Origin of the sequence: Mycolicibacterium sphagni (assembly GCF_002250655.1) — a bacterium.
Classification (GTDB): Bacteria; Actinomycetota; Actinomycetes; order Mycobacteriales; family Mycobacteriaceae; genus Mycobacterium; species Mycobacterium sphagni.
In genome coordinates, this window is record NZ_NOZR01000003.1 from 280,161 (window position 1) to 301,716 (window position 21,556).

Consider the following 21,556-nt stretch of genomic DNA (forward strand, 5'->3'; position numbering starts at 1 on the left):
GAAATATGATGTTGCCGATTCGGGGGTCCGTCGAGGAACAGGGAGATCAGATGTCATTGCTGGCCGGCCAGACCGCGGTCATCACCGGTGGAGCGCAGGGCCTGGGCTTTGCCATCGCCGAGCAGTTCATCGCCGAAGGTGCCCGCGTGGTGCTCGGTGACCTCAATCTCGACGCGACCCAGGAGGCGGTCAACAAGCTCGGCGGCGCCGACGTCGCCCGCGCCGTCACGTGCAATGTCACCGCCTACGCCGATGTCGACGCACTGGTCGACGCCGCGATCGAGCAGTTCGGCAGCTTCGACATCATGGTGAACAACGCCGGGATCACCCGGGATGCGACCCTGCGCAAGATGACCGAGGACGAGTTCGACCAGGTCATCTCGGTGCACCTGAAGGGCACCTGGAACGGCTTGAAGAAGGCCTCGACGGTGATGCGTGAGCAGAAGCGCGGCGCGATCGTGAACATGTCCTCGATCTCCGGCAAGGTCGGCATGATCGGGCAGACCAACTACTCGGCCGCCAAAGCCGGCATCGTCGGCATGACCAAGGCCGCCTCGAAGGAACTCGCCCACCTGGGTGTGCGGGTCAACGCCATCCAGCCGGGCCTGATTCGCTCGGCAATGACCGAGGCCATGCCGCAACGCATTTGGGACTCGAAGGTGGCTGAGGTGCCGATGGGCCGGGCCGGCGAACCGTCCGAGGTCGCCAAGGTCGCACTGTTCCTGGCCTCCGACCTGTCGTCCTACATGACGGGAACGGTCCTGGAGGTCACCGGCGGACGGCACCTGTGACGCGCACTGCGGTCATCTGCGAACCGGTTCGCACACCGATCGGGCGCTACGGCGGCATGTTCGCCTCTCTGACCGCCGTCGACCTCGGCGTGGCTGCGCTCAAAGGTCTGCTGGCGCGCACCGGGGTCGCACCGGAGGCCGTCGAGGACGTGATCCTCGGGCACTGCTATCCCAACAGCGAGGCGCCGGCGATCGGCCGAGTCGTCGCCCTCGACGCGGGACTTCCCGTGACGGTGCCCGGCATGCAGGTCGACCGGCGCTGCGGGTCAGGTTTGCAGGCAGTCATCCAGGCCTGCCTCCAAGTCGCTTCGGGTGACAACGATCTCGTGGTCGCCGGCGGTGCCGAGAGCATGAGCAATGTGGCGTTCTACTCGACCGATATGCGCTGGGGGGGCAGCCGCGGCGGGGTGCGGGTGCACGACGGGCTGGCCCGCGGGCGCACCACCGCAGGCGGCAAGCACTACCCGGTGCCCGGCGGCATGCTGGAAACCGCCGAGAACCTGCGCCGCCAGTACGGCATCTCCCGCCAGGAGCAGGACGAGCTCGCAGTGGCCTCTCATCAGCGGGCCGTCGCCGCGCAGAAGGACGGCATCCTCGCCAAAGAGATCATCCCCGTCACCGTCAGCAGCCGTCGCGGTCAAGACGTGATCGACACCGACGAGCACCCCAGGGCCGATACCACCGTCGATTCGCTGAGTAGGCTCAAACCTGTTCTGGTCAAGGAGGATCCAGAAGCCACGGTCACCGCTGGCAACTCCAGCGGGCAGAACGACGCCGCGTCGATGTGCATCGTGACCACCCCGGAGCGGGCCACCGAACTCGGTCTCACCCCCCTGGTGCGGCTGGTGTCCTGGGGTTCGGCGGGAGTCGGGCCCGAGGTGATGGGGATCGGGCCGGTGCCCGCCACCGAGGTCGCGCTTGCCAAGGCCGGACTGACATTGGCCGATATCGACCTCATCGAGCTCAACGAGGCTTTCGCTGCCCAGGCGTTGGCTGTCATGCGGGCCTGGAACTTCACCGACGCCGACCATCAGCGCACCAACGTGCACGGTTCGGGCATCTCCCTGGGCCATCCGGTGGGAGCCACCGGCGGACGGATGCTGGCCACGCTGGCCCGCGAGTTGCACCGGCGGCAGGCTCGCTATGGGCTCGAGACGATGTGCATCGGCGGCGGCCAAGGCCTGGCCGCGGTCTTCGAAAGGGTTGCTTCGTAATATGGCTAGACTTGCCCAGACGCTCGGGCTGACCGAGGTCCAGACCGAAATCGTCTCCACTGTGCGGCAATTCGTCGACAAGGAGATAATTCCCAACGCCCAGGAACTCGAACATTCCGACACTTATCCGCAGGCCATCGTCGACCAGATGAAGGAGATGGGGCTCTTCGGATTGATGGTTCCCGAGGAGTACGGCGGCCTCGGCGAGTCGCTGCTCACCTACGCGCTGTGCGTCGAGGAGCTGGCCCGCGGCTGGATGAGCATCTCCGGGGTGATCAACACCCATTTCATCGTTGCCTACATGATCCGTCAGCACGGCACCGACGAGCAGAAGCAGCGCTTCCTGCCGCGGATGGCCACCGGCGAGGTCAGGGGAGCGTTCTCGATGTCGGAGCCCGAGCTCGGTTCCGACGTCGCCGCGATCCGCACCAAGGCCAAAAACAACGCCGACGGCACGTACACCATCGACGGTCAGAAGATGTGGCTGACCAACGGCGGCAGTTCGACGCTGGTCGCCGCCCTGGTGCGCACCGACGAAGGCGCCGACAAGCCGCATCGCAACCTGACCGCCTTCCTCATCGAAAAGCCTTCGGGCTTCGGTGAAGTCGCGCCAGGGCTGACGATCCCCGGCAAGATCGACAAGCTCGGGTACAAGGGCATCGACACCACCGAGCTGATCTTCGATGGGTATGTCGCCAGCGCCGACGACGTGTTGGGTGCCAAGCCGGGCCAGGGTTTCTTCCAGATGATGGACGGCGTCGAAGTGGGTCGGGTCAACGTCTCGGCCCGCGCCTGCGGGGTCGGCATCCGTGCCTTCGAGCTCGCTGTCCGATACGCCCAGCAGCGCAGTACCTTCGGCAAGCCGATCGCCGAACATCAGGCCATCGCCTTCCAGCTGGCCGAGATGGCCACCAAAGTCGAAGCCGCACATCTGATGATGGTCAACGCGGCGCGGCTCAAGGATTCCGGCGAGCGTAACGATGTCGCCGCGGGGATGGCGAAATACCTGGCCAGTGAGTTCTGCGCGGAGGTCACTGCGCAGAGCTTCCGTATCCACGGTGGCTACGGGTACTCCAAGGAGTACGAGATCGAACGGCTGATGCGGGACGCGCCGTTCCTGTTGATCGGCGAGGGTACCAGCGAGATCCAGAAGAACATCATCAGCAGGCGGCTGCTGGCCGACTATCGGATCTGACATGAGCGCGCCCGATTTCGTGCCACGCCCGCAGCTGGCCGAGGATGTCGCCCGCTTCGTCCGGACCCGGATCTTCAACGGCACCTACCCCGCCGGTGAGTACATCCGCCTGGACCAGCTGGCCGCGGAGTTGGGTATCAGCGTCACACCGGTCCGAGAAGCGCTGTTCGAGCTGCGCGGTGAGGGCCTGCTGGACCAGCTGCCGCGGCGCGGCTTCGTCGTGTTGCCGTTCACCGACCGAGACATCACCGACGTCTCGAACCTGCAGGCATATGTGGGCGGTGAACTGGCCGCGCGGGCGGCGCTGAATATCACCGACGATCAACTGCGGGAGTTGTCGGCGATCCACGACGAGCTGGTCGCCGCCTACGCTGCCGACGACGCCCGCGCGGTGCGCCTCAACCACGATTTCCACCGTGCCATCAACGTCGCGGCGGACTCACCGAAGCTGGCGCAGCTGATGTCCCAGATCACCCGCTACGCACCGGAATCGGTGTTTCCTACCATCGAGGGCTGGCCGGACAAGTCGGTGGCGGACCACAAGCGGATCCTGGCCGCACTCAAGGCGCACGACGAGGAGCGCGCCCGCGCCGCGATGTCGCAGCACCTGGCGGCCGGCGCCGCGCCGCTGATCGAACACCTCGTGAAACAGGGTGTGGCACAGCGCTTTCAGACGATCGAAAAGCCCTCGGGCAGCTGACCGCGCCCGGTGAGCGCCACCAGCAACGCCTGGGCGGCACCGCGGCGCCTTGCCACCTCGACGGAAAGGGCCAGCACGCTGTCGGCGACCTCTGGTGGCAATGCGTCGGGCACCCCGATGGCACGGGCCAGATCGATGCTGTGCACCCCGAGCTCGAAAATCCGGGTGGGCAGGTAGTCCGACACCCACATTCCGCCGGCGATGGTCGGGATGATCCGATTCTCGCTGGCCAGCGTGGCGGTGGCGCGGTCCTGTAGTTCACGGATGGCATCCAGGGGGCGATCGCCCAGTGCGAGTCCGGCCTGCACCGCGCGGGCATTGATCGGGTCGGGATCAGCAAGCGCTTCCGCGATCGCGAGGTAGTACTGTGCGGCGTCGGCGACATCCACTCGATCTGCGCGCCGTGCCGAGTATTCGATGACAGTGGTGAATGACCTGCCGATGTGGCCGACGAGCGTGCGGACCGTCCACGGCCCGAGTGCGGGGCTGTCCCACCGGTTGTCGGGCACGGCTGCGATCACCGACACGGCGTGGTCACCGGCCCGCCGGTAGAGGTCGATGCGCTCGTCGAGGGTCGTCATGATGCCATTCCACCTCAGGGGCTGTTTGCGGTAAAGCTCGGCGCCTCTGACCTACGGGCGAGGGCGGTCGAGCCCATAGTCCGCGGCGGCGATCCGGCGGGTGCGCCGCCGGTAGGTGCTCGTCAACCACGGCCAGTTGTGGGTGTCGCGACCCGACCGGTCGTGATACCACGTGCGGCAACCGACCCAGACTGAGGTGCGCTGCCGATGTTCGAGATCGCGCAGGAATCGTTGGAAGGCGGACTCGCTGATCTCGATGATGTCGCCGGGGTGGCGCCGCAAGTGGTCGGCCGCGTCCACGATGTGGGCCACCTGGGATTCGAGCATGTGGATGATCGATCCCGAACCGAGATTGGTGTTTGGTCCGTACATCAGGAACATGTTCGGGAAGTCGGGGACCGACAGGCCCAGGTATGCGCCCGCCCGCTCTGCCCAGCTGTCGGCCAGGGTGGTCCCGGACCGGCCGCGGATCGTTACGGTGGATATGAACGGAGTAGTGCGGAATCCGGTCGCGAAGACGATGACATCGACGGGATGACATGCGGCAGCCGTTCTTATACCGGTCGTCTCCACCGCCTCGATCGGATCGGTGACGAGCGTGACGTTCGGCCGACTCAGCGCTGCGTAGTAGTCGTTGGAGATCAGGATGCGTTTGCAGCCGATGCCGAATTGCGGTCGCAACCGCTGGCGCAAGTCCGGGTCGGCGACCTCATGCTGAAGGATCCGCGCGTGATAGAGCTCGAGCGCCTTCAACGCCGACGGCCAGCGGTCGTAGGCGAGTGTGATCAGCTCGAGGTAGAGCCAGATCGACTGTCGGGCGATTGCGCGCAGAAGTGGCATCAGGCGGTAGAGCCGATGCAGCCGTGGGGAATACGGCCCGTCGGGTTTCTTCAGCACATAAGGTGCGGACCGCTGGTGGACGGTCAGATGCTCCGCTGTGAGCGCGATCTCCGGGATCACCTGGATCGCACTGGCCCCTGTCCCGACGACGGCCACGTGTTTGCCGGCCAAGTCGATGTCGTGCCGCCACCGGGCGGTGTGGAAGCTGGCCCCGCGGAATGTCGGGAGGCCGGCGAGCTGCGGCACGGCTGGTTCACTGAGTTGGCCTACGGCGCAGACGAAGACGTCAGCGTACGTTGTGCGTCCGTCGGACAATTCGATGGACCACTCACCGCACGACCAGGTGGCACTGCGGACCTCGATGCCGGTGTGGATCAGCTCGGCGATGCCGCCATCGTTCACGCATCGCCGCAGATATGCCTGTATCTCGGGGCCCGGGGCGAATCGGCGCGACCAGTCGACATCTTGACTGAAGGAGTAGCTGTAGACGTGTGACGGTGCGTCGCAGGCGACACCGGGGTATGTGTTGGCCAGCCAGGTACCGCCGACATCGGCCGCCCTTTCGTAGACGACGATGTCGCGATGGCCCGCGGCGCGTAGCTTCAGCGCGGCGGCGATACCCGAGAAGCCCGCGCCGACGATCGCGATTCGGACATTTTTCATCAGGCCTCCAAAAGTTTGCGCAGTCGGTGCACATCGACTTTGCCGGTGGCGCCGCGGGGAACGTCGTCGTCTGAGTCGAGAAGCAGCCACACCGTCGGCACTTTGAACGAGCTCAACGTCGCGCGGGCCGCGGCCCGCAGATCGTCGGTGGTGGCGCCCTCGCAGACCACCGCCGCACCGACCCGGCCGGCCACGTCGGTCACGAACGCGGCCCGCACACCGTCGATCTCCCGCAGTGCGGCCTCCACCTCGCTGGGGTAGACGGTGGCGCCGCTGACCTTGAACATGTCGTCGGATCTGCCGTGGTAGAACAGGAACCCGTCGTCGTCGACGTGGCCGAGGTCGCCGGTCGGGTAGAAGCCGTCGGGAGTGAACAACTCCTCGCGGCTGCGCCGGCACATGCCGCGCAACGTGTGCGGCCCGCGGATCTGGATCATGCCGATGGTTCCCGCGGGCAGTGCGTCGCCGGTGTCGACGTCTACGATGCGAACCTCCATGCCGTCGAACGGCTTTCCGCAACTACCCCACGCCGAGCGCGGCATGTCGGTGTCGGCTCGGAAGCCGCAGTACGGTCCGAAGGACTCCGTCATGCCGAACAGTTTCGCCCGCACGCCGGGGGCCCGGCGGTGCTCGGCGGGCAGCAGCGCGTCAAGGCTGCCTGGGTGCAGCGCGGACAGGTCGGCTCCCACGTCGGCGGCCCGGCGGCCCAGTGCTTCGGCCTGATCGGGCCAGCCGCGGAAGAGGGTGACTTTCTCCCGCTCCAATAGCCGCAGGGTGGCTTCGGGTTCGGGGATCTCCTCGGTTACCAGGGTCGCGCCGGCGAGCAGTGCCGACAGGATTCCGCCGCCGAAGCCGCCGACCCAGAAGAACGGCATCGGTAAGTAGAGCCGGCTGTCCGCGTCGATGCAGCGGGCGGTCAATCCGGATCGCACCGCACCGAGCGCACTTCCGTGCGAGTGGATCACCCCTTTCGGGGCTCCGCTGCTGCCAGAGGTGAACATGACGACCATCGGATCGGCGGGCACCACTGTCTCGGTGAGTTCGCCGAAGCCGGAAACACCAGTGCCCGAACGCAGCTCGTCGGAGCGCCAGACCTGACGTAATGCAGGCAGCGCCGGCAGGTCATCGAGATATCGGTGGCCGCGAAAGTCTTCCACAGCGATCAGGTATTGCACGGCGGCGGTCTGCAGCTGGGCGATAAGCTCGCGGGTGGTCAGCAGCGTGCTCAGCGGAACCAGGACCGCGCCGACGCGTGTGATGGCCAGGGCCAGCTGCACCCATCGGACATTGTTGGGCATGATCAGCCCGATCCGGCTGCCCTTGCCGATCCCGGCATTGACCAGCGCGGTGGCGAGAGTGCCTGTCACGGTGTCGAGTTCGGTGTAGCTCATGCTCGTCATCGGGTCGACGACGAAGGGCTTGTCACGGAACCGGGCAGCCTGCGCCCGGACCAGCCCGTCAACGGTGTCAGTCATCGAAGACCGCCGCGAGCCGGGGCAGGTCGAGCTTGCCGCTGGAGGTCAGCGGCAGCGCATCGGGTGACAGAGTGGCGAAGCGCTTCGGGATCTTGTACGACGACAGCTCGGCCTTGAGCTTGGCCCGCAGGGCCGATTCGTCGAACACCCCGCCGGCCGGGACGATAACCACGGCGGCGACGACCTGTCCGCGCCCGGGGTCGGGCAGGGGCAGCACGTGGGCGACCAGACCACCCGTGGCTTTGGTGATCGCCTTCTCCACCTCGCCCGGAAAGACATTGGCGCCCGCGGTCTTGATCATGGAGCCGTGCCGGCCGACGAAGTAGAAGAAACCGTCGGCATCGGTTCGGAAAAGGTCGCCGGTGTGGAACCAGCCGTCGGCGTCGAAGCAGTCCTCACGGCTGCGTTTGTAATAGTGCTGCATGAGGTAGCGGCCCCGGATGCACAACTCACCGACCTCCCCGACGCCGACCGGGGTCCCGGTGTCGGGATCGACGACGCGCGTATCGAATCCGGGCGCGGGTGTGCCGAACGATCCGCGCCGCTGCTCGGGCTGATCGGTGTCGTCGCCGCTGAGCAACACGACGCTGCCGGCCTCTGTAATGCCCAGCATGTTGTGGCGCAGTTCGGGATCGCGTGGGCGAACGTCGGGCGCCATGATCGGGTAGAGGTTGCCGCGCCGCATCGATGACAGATCCCGGCCCGCGAAGCTGTCATGGCGCGCCAGATGCGCGATGCCGGCGGCGAATCCGTTTGTCACCGTCGGCCGCAGCTCCTCGAGCAGGTCGAGGACCGCCCCGGGGTCGGTGGCGTTGGAGCACACCAGCGTCGAGCCCGCGACCATCGTCGCCAGCAGGCCGAACGCCAGACCGCCGATCCAGAAGAACGGCGAGTTGCAGAACAACCTGTCCTGCTCGGTGAGGCCGCGAATCTCGTTGAGGTTGCGCTGATGACCCAGCAGCGCCTCGTGGGTATGCACCACACCCTTCGCCGGTCCGGTTGAACCCGATGTGTAGACGATCGCCAACAAGTCGCAGCCGTCGACGTCGCCGTCAGGGGAATCCAACTCGGCAGGCGCAGGATCCCCGATGCGGGTCTCGAACACGATGTGGCGCAGCCACGGTGCCGACATCGCGGTCAGGCGTGCCCGGTAGTCGTGGCCACGGAAGGAGGGTGTGGCCAGCAGGATCTCGGTGTCGCTATGGACGAGTTGGTGGCGAAGCTCGGGTTCTGTCGAGAAGGTGGAGAACGGCACCACGACTGCACCGATGCGGGCCGCGGCCAGCATTGCGACGACGAAACCGGCGCCGTTGGGGTACAGCAGCCCGATGTGCGTGCCCTTGCCGGCCCCCAGTGCGATCAGACTCCGTGCCAACTCGGCCGACCGCAGCTCGGCGTCGCCGTAGGTGAGCCGCTCAGCGTCGCACACCAGCAACGGATGGTCGCCACGCGCGCCAGCCTGCTCTTGCAGCAACCGCCCGACGGTGTCGGTGCTCACGGCCCGGTGAAGTGTGCCCGGACCGCGGTCAGATCGGCCTTCCCCGACGGTGTCCGGGGAATGACTTCGACGACCGCGATCTCCGACGGAATCTCGTAGGGCGCCAGCCGGGTTCGCAGATACTCGGTGAGGTCGGCGGTGCTGACCGGGCCGGTGCTGCGCAACTCGACCATCGCAACGGGGGTGTCGCCCAGTCGTTCGTCGGGCCGGCCCACCACCGCGGCACCCAGCACCGCGGGGTGACTCTCCAACGCCGCCCGCACGTCGTCGGGCAGCACTTTGAAGCCGCCGCGGATGATGGCCTGGTCGGCCCGCCCCAGGATCCAGAGGAATCCATCGGCGTCGATGCGCGCCAGGTCGGTGGTACGTACCCACGGGGCGCCAGTCCCGAGCTGACCTGGCTTGACCTCCAGCAGGCCGGCCTCGCCGGGCTCCATGGGGGTACCGTCCTCCGACACCACCCGCAGCTGGGCGCCCAGGCTGGCCCGGCCGACGCTGCCCCGCTTGGATTTCCAGTATGTCCGGTGGTCGGCCAGCGTCCAACCGGCCACACCGCCTCCGAATTCCGTTGCTGCGTAGGACGTCAGGACGGGGATGCCGAACTTGTCGGTGAACGCGTCGGCATCCTCGGCCGACAGCGGAGCCGTTCCCGAGGTGACGGCCCGCACTCCGGCCAGGTCGTCGGGACCGAGATCGGAATGCAATACCATCCGCAGCGCTGCGGGCACCAGCGACACCGCTTTGGGACGGTGCTGGCGCACCGCCTGCGCCCATGACGCCAGCTCGAAGCGGGGCAGTAGTACGAACGGCCTTGCCTCGCAAACGCATTGCAGCACCCGGTACACGCCGCCGATATGCACCAGCGGCGCATTGACGATCGTGGCGCTGGTTGACACTGCTGATGGCGCTGCGGCGGTGGTGAAGTCGGTGCCGATGACCGACACCGCAAGCATGTCGTAGGTGAGGTCGACCCGTTTGGGGGGCCCGGTAGTCCCACTGGTCAGCATTCGCACGGCCACGGATGCCGGGCCTGGGTTGCTGGCCGCCCCGGGGCGAATCTGCGCAGCGCTGTCGACATCGCCGATGGTCACCACGGTGGTGGTATCGGCCGGCTGTGCCAGCAGGGTGATGTCGTCGGCGGTTCCGACGATGACCGGCAATGTGAGTTCGGCGAGGTCGGCCCGGATGCGCTCGTCGCCCCGCGACGGGTTGACCACCACCACGCATCCGCCGGCCGATAACACTGCCAGCACCGACGCCACGTGTGCGGGCGTATTGCGCAACAGGATTCCGACCTGTGCGCCCGGCTGCACCGCGGCCGCGATCTGCCGGGTCAGCCCGGCGAGCTGGCGCCAGGTACGCCAATGCCCGTCGTACTCGATGGCGTTGGCGTCGGGGTCCAGTCCAACGACCTGGCCGATCCGCCGGCTCAGCGGGTGCTCAGACACCTACCGCACCCTTGGGACGGTCCGGATTCCGGTCTGTTCCTGTGCGGCCAGCTCGGCCTGTCCCAGGGGATTACCCAGCCGGGTGTAGATCAGGTTCTGCTCCATCGCCGCGCGATACGGCTTGTCCAGCGATTCCCAGATCGCCTTGACCGTGCCCTGGGTGGCTGCCGGCGGCTTGGCGGCGATCGTCGCCGCGATGTCGTGCGCCCGGCTCCACAGATCGTCGGGTGCAACGACCTCGGACACCAGACCGATACGCAGTGCGGTATCGGCGCTGACTCGTTCGTCATTGCCCATCAACGCGATTCGCAACGACTCGCCCAAGCCGACCTTGCGCATCAGTCCGATCGGTTCCAGTGCACAGACCAGGCCTGCGCTGACATGGGAGTCGAAGAACGTCGCCTCGTCCGAGCAGATCACCACGTCGGCCTCGTTGATGAAGTAGAACGCGCCCGCGGTGCACATTCCGTGGACAGCGCAAATAACAGGCTTCCACATCTTCTGCCATTTCGGGCTGAGCAGTTCGCCCGGATCCTCGTGGTTCCACACGTTCTGCGGCTGGCCGTAGGGAGTCTTGATGTCCAGCCCGGCGCTGAAGGCGCGGTCCCCGGCGGCACGCAGCACCACCGCGTTGATGGCGTTGTCGTTCTTCACGATTCGCCACGCGGCCGCCATCTCCTCACACATCGTGCGGTTGAAGGAGTTGAGCTTGTCGGGGCGGTTCAACGTGATGGTGGCGACGTGGTCAGTCCGGTCGAAGTCGAGCAGGATGGTCTCGAACGCGGCGGTCATCGGCATTGCCATTCCGGAGAACGCTTCTCGACGAAGGCCTTCGGTCCTTCCAGCGAGTCGGCGGTGTGCAGGTTGCGCTCCCGGAACGCCTCGGCCAGCATCTCCGCCTCGTGCATGGGGATCTCGCGGCCCTTGAGAATCGCCAGCCGGGTGCCGCGAACCGCCAATGGCGCGTTGCGATTCACGGTGTCGGCGATCTCCCGGGCTCGTTCGAGAAGGCGGTCGTGTTCGACGATCTCGGTGATAAGCCCCAGGTCGTAGGCACGTTGGGCGTCCATCCGTTCGTGCTTACCCATGATCGCCATCCGCAGCGCCACCGTGCGTGGCAGCACACGAGCCAGCCGGACCATCTCCCGGCCCGCGACCAGACCGATCGATACGTGCGGGTCGAAGAACGTCGCCTTTTCGGAGGCGATCACGATATCGCCGGTGGTCACCCAGTCCAGGCCTGCCCCACAACAGATTCCGTTGATCGCTGCGATCACCGGCTTGGCCATCCGCCGGAACGGGGGAGTGCCCTCCTGCGGTGCCTCCCATTGTTCGTAGGTGGATAGGAAAGGCCGTTCGTTGATCACCTTGCCGTCTTCGGGGATCTCTTTGACGTCGGCTCCGGTGCAGAACGCCCGCCCGGTGCCGGTGACGATCAGCAGCCAGACGTTGCCGTCGTTCTCCGCCTCGTCATAGGCCGCACGCAATTCGGTGACCATATGCGGACTGAGCGCGTTGAGCGCTTCCGGGCGGTTCAACGTGATCGTGGCCGTGTGGCCGTCGACCTCGTAGCCGATGGTGTCGTACGCAATTGCTGGCATCGTGAGCTTCTCTTTTCGTCTCATCGCCCGGTGAAGTCGGGCTTGCGCCGTTCCCGGAAGGCTGCCAGGCCCTCTTTGAAATCCGACGTCCGACAGGCCAGTTCGAGGTTGAACAGTTCCTGCGTCATGGCTTGGTTGAGAGTGGCGTGCTGACCGTAGTTGATCGCCTGCTTGGCTAGGCCGATAGCCACCGTGGGGCCGGATGCCAGCCGGTCCAGCAGGGCCGCTGACGTGCTGTCGAGATCGGCGTCGTCGACACTGCGGTGGATGAGACCCCACTGCGCCGCCGCGGTGCCGTTCACTTTCTCGCCGAGTAGCAGCATCTCCTTGGCACGGGCCATCCCGACCAGTCGGGGCAGCAGCCACGTGGACCCGGAATCCGGGCTGAAGCCGCGGTCCAGGAACGGCTCCCAGAACACCGCATCGGGCGCGGCGACGGTGAAGTCGGCGGCCAGTGCCAGGTTGCATCCCATGCCGGCAGCCCACCCGCGCACGGTGCACACCACCGGCAGATGCAGGGTGTGTACCAGTTCGACCACGCGGTGTGCGGTGTGCGGGATGCGGCGGACCAGATCGCCGGTGCGGGGTCGCTGACCGCTGCTGCTGGAGCCGACCCAATCGACGCCCGCACAGAAGTCCGATCCGGCTCCGCTCAGATGGACCGCCCGCAGGCTGTCGTCGCTCGCGGCGGCGGTCAGCGTGTCGACGAGGGTGTCGATCATGCTGTGGCTGAGCGCATTACGCCGGCTGGTTCGGTCCAGCACGATATGTAGTACGGCGCCATCCCGTGATGTCGTCACGACACCATCAGCCGATTGGGCCTTGTCACCCACCGAATAATCCGCCCTTCACGACTTTACGGATAGCCATACAGTAGTGCTATCTTGTACAAGATAGCAAGGATAGGATGGACAGTGACTGCTGCTCCCCGGATTCGGTCGCCGCGGGTCGCCGAGATCGTGGCGGCCCGGTTGCGCGACGACATCCTGTCCGGCCGGTTGCGTGAAGGTGATGTCTTGCCGTCTCAGGAGAGCCTGTTCACCGAGTTCGGCGTCAGCCCGCCGGCGTTGCGCGAGGCGATCCACATCCTCGAGGTCGACGGTCTGGTCTCGGTGCGCCGCGGCAACATGGGCGGCGCGGTGGTACACCTGCCGTCCGCCGATCGCACCGCGCACATGATCAGCATGGTGCTGCAATCCCGGTCCTCTACCCCGGCCGACGTCAGTGGGGCGCTGATGCACCTGGAGCCGATCTGCGCCGGCATGTGCGCCGCACGCGAGGACCGCCTGACCGCGGTGGTGCCGTACCTGCAGGCCGAAATCGACCGGCAGGAAAAGCAATTCGCTGACACCTCGCAGTACGTTCCGAACGCGCGGCGTTTCCACGAGGCGCTGGTGTCACGGTGCGGGAACGAGCCGATGATCCTCTTGATCGGCTCGCTGGAGCTGATCTGGTCGGCACACGAGTCGTCGGTGTGGAGCGACGAGCAGGACCCGATGCGGCACACCACCATGCGGGCGGCGCTGCGTGACCACCACAAGATGCTCGGCGCCATCCGTGACGGCAATGCCGACCGTGCGGTGCGGCTGGCTCAGGACCACCTCGCCGCCGCCCGGCGCAACACGCTGGCGTTCGGCCGGGACAGAACCATCGAGGCCAAGCTCATTTCGAATGCAGACCCCAGATGAGGAAGCAAACATGACCGACGACGATCGTGTGCTATACGAGGTTGACCGCGAAAAGCGGATCGCGACAATCACATTGAACAACCCCGCCCAGCGCAACTCCTACGACGCGAGCATGCGGGACGCGCTCGGGCGGCATCTCGATGTCGTCGCCGAAGACGACGACATCACCGTCGTGCTGTTGCGCGGCGCCGAAGGGGTGTTCTCCACCGGCGCCGATATGAACAACGCCTACGGCTGGTACGGCGATGAGCGCTCGCGCGAAGAGCGCAGTGGTGGAGCCAAATCCTCCGCAACGCAGCGCCGCCCCAGCCAGCGTCGCCGACTCACGGTGGACCGCAAGTCATTCGGCTTCTATCACAATCTGATGGGCTTCCCGAAGGTGACGGTCGGCGAGATCAGCGGCTACGCGCTCGGCGGTGGCTTCGAGATGGCGCTGATGACCGATATCTCCGTCATCGCCAGAGATACCAAGATCGGGATGCCGGCGACCAGGTTTCTCGGGCCCGCCCTGGGCAGCCTGCACATGTTCTTCCACCGGCTCGGTCCGGTGCTGGCCCGCCGGCTACTGCTCACCGGCGACATCATCAAAGCCGGCGAGGTGGAGCACCTCGGCGTATTCACCGAGACGTGCGACGCCGGATCGGTGACGGCGCGGGCCCGGTATTGGGCGCAGAAGGCAGCCAAGATGCCGGCCGACGGCGTCGTCATCGCCAAGGAGGCCTTCCGGCTCGTCGAGCAGAGCCAGGCCTACCAGGGTGAAGAGGTGGCCAGTTACCTGTTCCATGCGTACGGCACCAACCTGCAGTTCTCGCCGGGGGAGTTCAACTTCGTCAAGACCAGGGCGCAGGTCGGGACCAAGGAAGCGTTCCGGCTGCGTGACGAGCATTTCGCTGTGCCCGAGCCGGAGTGACGCGGACCACTTACCGTCACCGCAACACATTCTGTTATTTTTGTAAAGTTGTGCTCAGCGCAACGTCTCAACGTCGAAGTGAGGTCGTCATGCCCGAACCAGTCATCGTCGGAGCCGTCCGGACCGCGATCGGTCGCTCCTTCAAGGGAACGCTGGTCAACACCCCGCCCGAGGTACTACTCGGCGCCGTGCTTCCCGAGGTGGTCCGCCGCGGCGGCATCGACCCGGCCGCCATTGACGACGTCATCATCGCCGAGTCGCACTACGGCGGCGGCGATCTCGCTCGCTACGCCGCCCTCGTCGCGGGCTTCGAGAACGCACCCGGCCAGGCGGTCAACCGGCATTGCGCAGGCAGCCTGACGGCCATTGGCAACGCGTCGGCACAGATCGGTTCCGGCATGGAGAGGGTGCTTGTCGCCGGCGGTGTGCAGTCGCTGTCGATGACGCCGCTGATGAACCAGCGCATCCCCGGGCCGGAGCTGAAGTTCGAAGAGCGCTGGCTGCCGCCGATCCACGTCGAGACCCCTGACGCACCTGCCCGCGACATGTCGATCACGGTCGGCTGGAACACCGCGCAGTCCTACGGGATCACCCGCGAGGAGCTCGACGTGTGGGCCGCGCGTTCCCACCAGCGCGCTGTCGCCGCGCAGGATGCAGGCAAGTTCGCCGACGAGATCATCCCGCTGAAGGTGCAGCAGTTCGACGGCTCGGTCACCGAGTTCGCCGTCGACGAGCACCCGCGTCGCGACACCACGGTCGAGAAGCTCGCCGGCCTCAAGGTGCTGCATCCCGAGATCGAGGGCTTCTCGATCACCGCTGGTAACAGCAGTGGCACCAACGACGCTGCGGCCGCTGTCGCCCTGACGGAACGCGACTACGCGGTGTCCAACGGGCTCGACGTCATGGCCACCGTGAAGGCGTGGGGAGCCGCGGGCGTGCCCGCGCGCGACACCGGCCTCGGCGCGGTCGCGGCGATCGGCAAGGTGCTCGGCCGGGCCGGCCTCGCGCCGTCGGACGTGACGCTGTGGGAGATCAACGAGGCGTTCGCCTCGGTGCCGATCGCGGCCTGCAAGGAGTACGGCATCGACGAGGAGCTGGTGAACTTCTCCGGCAGCGGATGCAGCCTGGGCCACCCGATCGCGGCGTCGGGTGCCCGGATGATCACCACCCTGATCTACGAGCTGCGCCGCCGCGGCGGCGGCATCGGTGTCGCGGCGATGTGCGCCGGCGGCGGTCAGGGCGGCGCGGTCGTCATCGAGGTCTAGCCCCTGCGGCGGGCCTTGGCGGTCGCGGGCTTCTTGCCCTCGTCGATCAGCGCACTGGCGTGGTCGAGGATGCATTCCAGGCCGAACTCGAAATTCCGCTCGTCGGCGGCACCGATCCGGTGTCCCTCGGCACTGACCCGGGCGAGCAGCGGAGTGCTCTCGGCGTTGCCGATGATGGCGTCCTCGAGCGCGTGCGCGTCCTCGCCGGCGGCTTGGTTTTTCTCGTAGAGCCGGTGCAGCACAACCGAACCCCGCACATGAACGGAAACCGCGGAGTAGGTGTCGAACGCGTCCTCGGTAGAAAGCCCCGCCTCGACGAGGCTGGTGATCGCCTTCTCCACCTCGTGTTCACCGGCGCGCACGGCCCGTGGGCTGAGCGCCGAACGGATCAGGATCAGGTCGCACAGGATCGGGCTGCTCATGAAGGTCTTCCGCATCGCCCGCGCGTGATTGGCCAGCGTCTCGCGCCAGTCATCGGCTTCGACGTACGGCGTGGCGAACACGTACTGGCTCAGAGCGCGGTCGGTCATCGCGTTGAGCAGGTCGTCCTTCTTGCGGAAGTACCAGTAGATGCTCGTGACGCCGACGCCGAGGTGCTTACCCAGGAGCGGCATGCTCAGGTTGTCGATGGACACCTGCTCGGCGAGTTCGAAGGCACCCGCGATGATGTCGTCAGGGTTGATCGACCCACGCTCGCGCCGAGGGCGCTTGGTGGCGGTCGCTGGCTTGGCCACTGCAGGTCCACCTTCCGTTCGACAATCAGGCCTCGCATTGGAGAATCTGGCAGTGCGCAATCTACCGGCAGTTCGGGGGTGAACTGCGTCTCCCGCTTCGGATCCTCAAGTCTCTACTCGTTACTGTAAAGCCTATAGTAGGTTTTACCGATACCAGCGAATCAACCACGGAGGAGCACGGGTGTCGGACGCAGTGCTGCGTGAACGCCAAGGCCGGATTCTGGTCATCACGATCAATCGCCCCGAGGCCCGCAATGCGGTGAATCTTGCTGTGAGCCAAGGACTTGCCGACGCTGTCGACGAGCTCGACAACGACCCCGATCTGACTGTCGGCGTGGTCACCGGCGCGGGGGGAAATTTCTGCTCCGGCATGGATCTAAAGGCTTTCGCGGCGGGTGAGGTGGTCGCCATTCCCGGCCGCGGTATCGGCTTCACCGAGCGTCCGCCGCGCAAGCCGCTGATCGCCGCGGTCGAGGGCTACGCTCTTGCCGGCGGAACCGAGGTGGTGCTCGGCACCGATCTGGTGGTCGCGTCCAAGACCGCCAAGTTCGGCATCCCTGAGGTCAAGCGTGGCCTGGTGGCCGCGGGCGGCGGCTTGCTGCGGCTGCCCCAGCGCATCCCATATCAGAAGGCGTTCGAGCTCGCCTTGACCGGTGAGTCCTTCACCGCCGAGCAGGGCGAGGCATGGGGTTTCGTCAACGTCCTCACCGAACCCGGCGAGGCGCTGGCCGGAGCGATCGAGCTGGCCGAGAAGATCAGCGCCAACGGCCCTCTCGCGGTCGCGGCGACCAAGGACGTGCTGATTCAGTCCGCCGATTGGAGCCAGGCCGAAATGTGGAAGAAGCAGCTCGAACTCATCATTCCGGTCTTTACCTCCAACGATTCCCGTGAAGGCGCGGTCGCGTTCGCTGAGAAGCGCGCGCCGAAGTGGACCGGCACGTAAGAAAAGCCGGCCGTGGATCTCGGGCTCGGTGACGCTACCGCCGTCGTGGTCGGCGGTGGTCGAGGAATGGGAATGGCCGCCGCACGATGTCTGGCCGACGACGGCGCCCGGATCATTCTGGTGGGCCGCACGGCGGCGGTGCTCGATGCGGCCGCCGAGGAACTGGCGGGACGCGGCAGCCCAGATGTGCTCGGGCTGGTCGCCGACACCGGGGACGAAGCGCAGGTTCGGCGGGTTTTCGGCCAGATCGGTGACCGGTGGGGTGGCGAGCTCAACATCCTCATCAACGCCGTCGGGCCAAGTGTGCAAGGCACTTTCGACGTGCTGACCGACGAGCAGTGGCGCACCGCCATCGACGAGGGCGCGATGGGCATGGTGCGCTGCGTGCGCGCGGCGCTGCCCCTGTTGCGGCGTGCCGAGTGGGCGCGCATCGTCAACTTCTCCGCACAGTCCACGCAACGACAGAGCGCGCGGCTGTCGGCCTACACCGCCGCCAAGGCCATGGTCACCAGCGTCTCCAAGAACCTGTCGCTGTTCCTGGCCCCCGACGAGATCCTGGTGAACGTGGTCTCACCGGGCAGCATCGCCTCCGAAGCGCTGACCGGCTGGGCCGAAACCGTTGGCGTCGACGGATCCGACCCCTACGCGTTGATGGCTGCGATCGACGAGCATTTCGGTCACCCGGCGCATCTTCCGCGCGCCGGGCTGCCCGAGGAGATCGGTCCGGTCGTCGCGTTCCTGGCGTCGAAGCGCAACTCGTACATGACCGGAGCCAATATCAACGTCGACGGCGGTAGCGATTTCACCTGAGTCTGAGACCGAGTCTGAAACCGAGCTTGAAAGCAGGACTAGCGATGGCCACAGCACGCGAGGCCCGGGAGTGGGCGCGAACCGGATTGTACGGAATCGGCAACAGCCTCTACACACCGTTCTCCGGAACCGACGGTGACGATATCGACTGGGACGCCTACCGGACGCTGGTGCGGTACTGCGTCGGCGAGCTCGAACACCCGATGCTGTGGTGCACGAGCGGTATCGCCGAATTCTGGTCGCTGACGATTGCCGAGCGAAAGCACTTGCTGGAGATTGCAATCGAGGAAGGCCGAAGAGCCAACCCCGATGTGGTGATCCAAGCCTGCACCGCGGCCACGGCAGCCAAGGACTGTCTCGAGCTCACCCGGCATGCACAGCAGGCGGGCGCCGACATCGTCTACATCCAGACCCCGATGATGGAGGCGCACGGCGGGGAAGGGGTGCTGCGCTTCTTCCGGTACATCGCCGACAGAACCGATATCGCGCTGGGCATGTTCAACTCCCCGTCGTCGGGCTATGTGCTGACACCCACGGAGGGCGCGCGTATCTACGCCGAGATTCCCGCGGTGTGCGCGACGAAGGAAGGCGCATTCCGCCCTGCGAGCAGCCGGATGCTGCACGAGCTGGCCCCGGGCCTGACGATCTGGGAGTGCGATCTCACGGTCTACCGCGCGGGCTGGTTGCGGGCGGGGATCGTCGGCCCCGCCCAACTGGGCACCGCGGGCTATCTGCACGAGACCCCTGGGCGGCCGATCATCTCCGAGTACTGGGCGCTGGTCTGGGCGGACAAACTCCTCGAGGCGATGGACTACGCGCAGAAGTCTGGACTGGACCAGTTCGGTATCGACATGGGCTCATGGTTCACCTGCTATCCGGGCCGGCCGGACTACTTCACCCACTGGGGCAGCGCCTTCAAGTACGCCGCCTCGCTGCTCGGACTTCCGATCGGCGACTATCCGCATTCGCGCCCGCCTCAGACGGAATTACCCGAGGCTGGAAAGGCCCAGATCGAGAAGGCCTACCAGCGGCTGGGCCTGCTCGGCAGCTGATTGCGGAAGAGGATACCGATAGGTGTACAGTATGGACATATCCGCACGCTGGCGGACTATTCTGGGAGGTACGCGTAGGTGACCGACACCCAAGCCGACGTCGCCGCGAATTCCACTGCCGCCCAGCCCGTTCTGTACGAGGTGCGCGACAGCGGGGTGGCGATCCTGACGTTCAACCGGCCCGAACGGATGAACGGGTGGGGCGGCGGCCTGGCCGCCGGCTTCTACGCGGGCATGGATGCGGCCGAGGCCGACCCGGACGTCCGCGCGATCGTGGTGACCGGGCGGGGGCGGGCGTTCTGCGCCGGCGCCGATATGGGCGATCTCTCGTCGATCGGCTCGGCCAGCGTCGCCACCGACGGCGAGGCCGACGTCAGCAAGATGGTGGGGGAGCGGCATCCGTTGTTCGTCACCACGGTGAGCAAGCCCGTGATCGCCGCGATCAATGGCGCGTGCGCCGGTATCGGGCTGACGCAGGCGCTGATGTGCGACGTCCGATTCGCCGCGGCGGGAGCCAAGTTCACCACCTCGTTCGTGCGCCGCGGGCTGATCGCCGAATACGGCATCTCGTGGATCCTGCCGAAGGTGGTCGGCTGGGGTGCCGCGCTCGACCTGCTGATGAGCGGCCGGGTTTTCTTCGCCGAGGAAGCCCTCGAGCTCGGGATGGTCAAGGAAGTCGTGGCCCCCGACGAACTACTGGGCCGCGCAGTCGAATACGCCGAAGACATCGCGGCCAACTGCGCGCCGAGCTCACTGGCCGTGATCAAGCGGCAGGTCTATGGCGACGCGCTGCGCGAGGCGTCGGACGCCAGCCAGCGCGCCGAGACACTCATGCACGAATCCATGCAACGCCCCGACTTCATCGAGGGCATCACCGCGTTCTTCGAGAAGCGGACGCCGAACTTCCCTCCCCTGACGTGATCTGAGAGGACGACACCGATGACTTTGGACTATCGCGCGATTGACGTCGACAACCACTACTACGAACCGACCGACTCGTTCACCCGGCATCTGCCCAAAGAGTTCAAACGCCGTGGCGTACAGATGCTCACCGAGGGTAAGCGCACCTTCGCCGTCATGGGCGGCGTCATCAATCAGTTCATCCCGAACCCGACCTTCGACCCGATCATCGAGCCGGGCTGTCTGGATCTGTTGTTCCGTGGCGAGATCCCCGAAGGCGTCGATCCGGGGTCGCTGATGAAGGTTGACCGGTTGAGCGACCACCCCGAGTACCAGAACCGCGACGCCCGCGCGAAGATCCTCGACAAGCAGAATCTCGAAACCGCGTTCATGCTGCCGACATTCGCGTGCGGTGTCGAGGAGGCCCTCAAACACGACATCGAAGCGACCATGGCCTCGGTGCACGCCTTCAATTTGTGGCTCGACGAGGACTGGGGCTTCGATCGGCCTGACCACCGGTTCCTCTCGGCGCCGATCATCTCGCTGGCCGATCCCGACGCCGCGCTGGCCGAGGTCGAGTTCGTGCTGGGCCGGGGCGCCAAGATCGTGTGTGTGCGGCCGGCACCGGTGCCGGGCCGGGTCAAGCCGCGCTCGCTGGGTGACCCGTTGCACGACCCGGTGTGGGCCCGGCTGGCCGAAGCCGGCGTTCCGGTGGTCTTCCACCTGTCCGACAGTGGCTACCTTGCTATTTCGGCGCTGTGGGGCGGCACGGGAACCTTCGAAGGATTCGGGAAACGGGACCCGCTCGACAGCGTCCTGCTCGACGACCGTGCCATCCACGACTCGATGGCATCGATGATCGTGCACCAGGTTTTCACCCGCCACCCCAAGCTGAAGGTGGCCAGCATCGAGAACGGTTCCTACTTCGTCTACCGCTTGATCAAGCGGCTGAAGAAGGCCGCCAACACTGCGCCGTACCACTTCAAGGAAGACCCGGTCCAGCAGCTCAAAAACAACGTCTGGATCGCCCCGTACTACGAGGACGACGTGAAGCTGCTGGCTGACACCATCGGTGTTGACAAGATCCTGTTCGGCTCGGACTGGCCGCACGGCGAAGGGCTGGCCGATCCGATGTCGTTCACCGCGGACATCCCGCAGTTCCCCGAATTCAGCGCCGAGGACACCCGAAAGGTGATGCGGGACAACGCTTTGAATCTGCTGGGCGTCTCGGTCACCTCGGCGGCCTGA

The 21,556-nt window shown here is 66.2% G+C and carries 21 protein-coding genes; 12 read left to right on the forward strand and 9 right to left on the reverse strand.

All coding sequences use genetic code 11. The features are described 5' to 3' along the window. Positions 1-50: 50 nt before the first annotated feature. From fabG to CG716_RS05590, 4 genes are read left to right on the forward strand one after another with little or no spacing between them, the layout of a single operon-like run. A complete protein-coding gene (fabG, locus tag CG716_RS05575; RefSeq protein WP_094477387.1) occupies positions 51-791 on the forward strand; it encodes a 3-oxoacyl-ACP reductase FabG in 741 nt (246 codons plus the stop codon). After that, positions 788-2,005, forward strand: coding sequence for an acetyl-CoA C-acetyltransferase (locus CG716_RS05580; protein WP_094477235.1), 1,218 nt, complete (start codon positions 788-790; stop codon positions 2,003-2,005). Before fabG ends, CG716_RS05580 begins: the two co-directional genes overlap by 4 nt. A 1-nt stretch (position 2,006) precedes the next feature. Beyond that, positions 2,007-3,200 (forward strand): acyl-CoA dehydrogenase family protein, encoded by a 1,194-nt coding sequence (locus CG716_RS05585; RefSeq protein WP_094477237.1) that lies wholly within the window; start codon positions 2,007-2,009, stop codon positions 3,198-3,200. Position 3,201: 1 nt separating this feature from the next. Further along, complete coding sequence (locus CG716_RS05590) at positions 3,202-3,900, forward strand: GntR family transcriptional regulator (protein ID WP_094477239.1); 699 nt, start codon at positions 3,202-3,204, stop codon at positions 3,898-3,900. On the opposite strand, the gene CG716_RS05595 is transcribed toward CG716_RS05590, so the two are convergent. Genes CG716_RS05595 through CG716_RS05625 form a run of 8 tightly spaced genes read right to left on the reverse strand, consistent with a single transcriptional unit; the run spans position 3,870 to position 12,839 of the window. Next, the gene (locus CG716_RS05595; protein ID WP_094477241.1) at positions 3,870-4,481 is read right to left on the reverse strand and encodes a maleylpyruvate isomerase N-terminal domain-containing protein; all 612 of its coding nucleotides are present in this window, start codon (positions 4,479-4,481) and stop codon (positions 3,870-3,872) included. The two genes, CG716_RS05590 and CG716_RS05595, sit on opposite strands and share 31 nt — an antisense overlap. A gap of 51 nt (positions 4,482-4,532) precedes the next feature. Continuing rightward, positions 4,533-5,984: a flavin-containing monooxygenase gene (locus tag CG716_RS05600; RefSeq protein WP_094477243.1), complete on the reverse strand. Its 1,452-nt coding sequence runs from the start codon at positions 5,982-5,984 to the stop codon at positions 4,533-4,535. Beyond that, on the reverse strand, positions 5,984-7,459 hold the full coding sequence (locus CG716_RS05605) for a class I adenylate-forming enzyme family protein (RefSeq protein WP_094477245.1): 1,476 nt from the start codon (positions 7,457-7,459) through the stop codon (positions 5,984-5,986). Before CG716_RS05605 ends, CG716_RS05600 begins: the two co-directional genes overlap by 1 nt. Next, the gene (locus CG716_RS05610; RefSeq protein WP_234817719.1) at positions 7,452-8,957 is read right to left on the reverse strand and encodes a class I adenylate-forming enzyme family protein; all 1,506 of its coding nucleotides are present in this window, start codon (positions 8,955-8,957) and stop codon (positions 7,452-7,454) included. The genes CG716_RS05605 and CG716_RS05610 overlap by 8 nt, the downstream gene beginning before the upstream one ends. After that, positions 8,954-10,405, reverse strand: a complete 1,452-nt coding sequence (locus CG716_RS30690) for a class I adenylate-forming enzyme family protein (protein ID WP_234817720.1) — start codon at positions 10,403-10,405, stop codon at positions 8,954-8,956. Before CG716_RS30690 ends, CG716_RS05610 begins: the two co-directional genes overlap by 4 nt. After that, positions 10,406-11,203: an enoyl-CoA hydratase/isomerase family protein gene (locus tag CG716_RS05615; RefSeq protein ID WP_207760593.1), complete on the reverse strand. Its 798-nt coding sequence runs from the start codon at positions 11,201-11,203 to the stop codon at positions 10,406-10,408. Beyond that, entirely contained in the window at positions 11,194-12,006 is an 813-nt protein-coding gene (locus tag CG716_RS05620; protein ID WP_094477249.1) for an enoyl-CoA hydratase/isomerase family protein, read from the reverse strand. The genes CG716_RS05615 and CG716_RS05620 overlap by 10 nt, the downstream gene beginning before the upstream one ends. A 20-nt stretch (positions 12,007-12,026) precedes the next feature. Beyond that, a complete protein-coding gene (locus tag CG716_RS05625) occupies positions 12,027-12,839 on the reverse strand; it encodes an enoyl-CoA hydratase/isomerase family protein (RefSeq protein ID WP_094477251.1) in 813 nt (270 codons plus the stop codon). Positions 12,840-12,920: 81 nt separating this feature from the next. Between CG716_RS05625 and CG716_RS05630 the strand changes: the two genes are divergently transcribed. The 3 genes from CG716_RS05630 (at position 12,921) to CG716_RS05640 (ending at position 15,869) form a co-directional block, all read left to right on the forward strand. Beyond that, entirely contained in the window at positions 12,921-13,694 is a 774-nt protein-coding gene (locus CG716_RS05630) for a FadR/GntR family transcriptional regulator (RefSeq protein ID WP_094477253.1), read from the forward strand. A 10-nt stretch (positions 13,695-13,704) separates the two neighbouring features. Continuing rightward, the gene (locus tag CG716_RS05635; RefSeq protein WP_094477255.1) at positions 13,705-14,604 is read left to right on the forward strand and encodes an enoyl-CoA hydratase/isomerase family protein; all 900 of its coding nucleotides are present in this window, start codon (positions 13,705-13,707) and stop codon (positions 14,602-14,604) included. Between the two features lie 89 nt (positions 14,605-14,693). Continuing rightward, positions 14,694-15,869 (forward strand): thiolase family protein, encoded by a 1,176-nt coding sequence (locus tag CG716_RS05640; RefSeq protein ID WP_094477258.1) that lies wholly within the window; start codon positions 14,694-14,696, stop codon positions 15,867-15,869. Here the strand turns inward: CG716_RS05640 and CG716_RS05645 are convergent. Next, positions 15,866-16,603 carry a TetR/AcrR family transcriptional regulator gene (locus tag CG716_RS05645; RefSeq protein WP_094477260.1) on the reverse strand — a complete coding sequence of 246 codons (738 nt, stop codon included), beginning with the start codon at positions 16,601-16,603 and terminating at the stop codon, positions 15,866-15,868. The two genes, CG716_RS05640 and CG716_RS05645, sit on opposite strands and share 4 nt — an antisense overlap. A 181-nt stretch (positions 16,604-16,784) precedes the next feature. Here CG716_RS05645 and CG716_RS05650 point away from each other — a divergent pair, with 181 nt between their 5' ends. The 5 genes from CG716_RS05650 to CG716_RS05670 all read left to right on the forward strand — a co-directional run bounded on the left by CG716_RS05650 (position 16,785) and on the right by CG716_RS05670 (position 21,556). Further along, positions 16,785-17,546, forward strand: a complete 762-nt coding sequence (locus CG716_RS05650) for a crotonase/enoyl-CoA hydratase family protein (protein WP_094477262.1) — start codon at positions 16,785-16,787, stop codon at positions 17,544-17,546. A gap of 12 nt (positions 17,547-17,558) precedes the next feature. Further along, positions 17,559-18,356 carry an SDR family NAD(P)-dependent oxidoreductase gene (locus tag CG716_RS05655; protein ID WP_094477264.1) on the forward strand — a complete coding sequence of 266 codons (798 nt, stop codon included), beginning with the start codon at positions 17,559-17,561 and terminating at the stop codon, positions 18,354-18,356. 44 nt (positions 18,357-18,400) lie between these two features. Beyond that, a complete protein-coding gene (locus tag CG716_RS05660; RefSeq protein WP_094477266.1) occupies positions 18,401-19,408 on the forward strand; it encodes a dihydrodipicolinate synthase family protein in 1,008 nt (335 codons plus the stop codon). Between the two features lie 78 nt (positions 19,409-19,486). Further along, complete coding sequence (locus CG716_RS05665; protein WP_094477268.1) at positions 19,487-20,329, forward strand: enoyl-CoA hydratase; 843 nt, start codon at positions 19,487-19,489, stop codon at positions 20,327-20,329. A gap of 18 nt (positions 20,330-20,347) precedes the next feature. After that, complete coding sequence (locus CG716_RS05670) at positions 20,348-21,556, forward strand: amidohydrolase family protein (RefSeq protein ID WP_094477270.1); 1,209 nt, start codon at positions 20,348-20,350, stop codon at positions 21,554-21,556.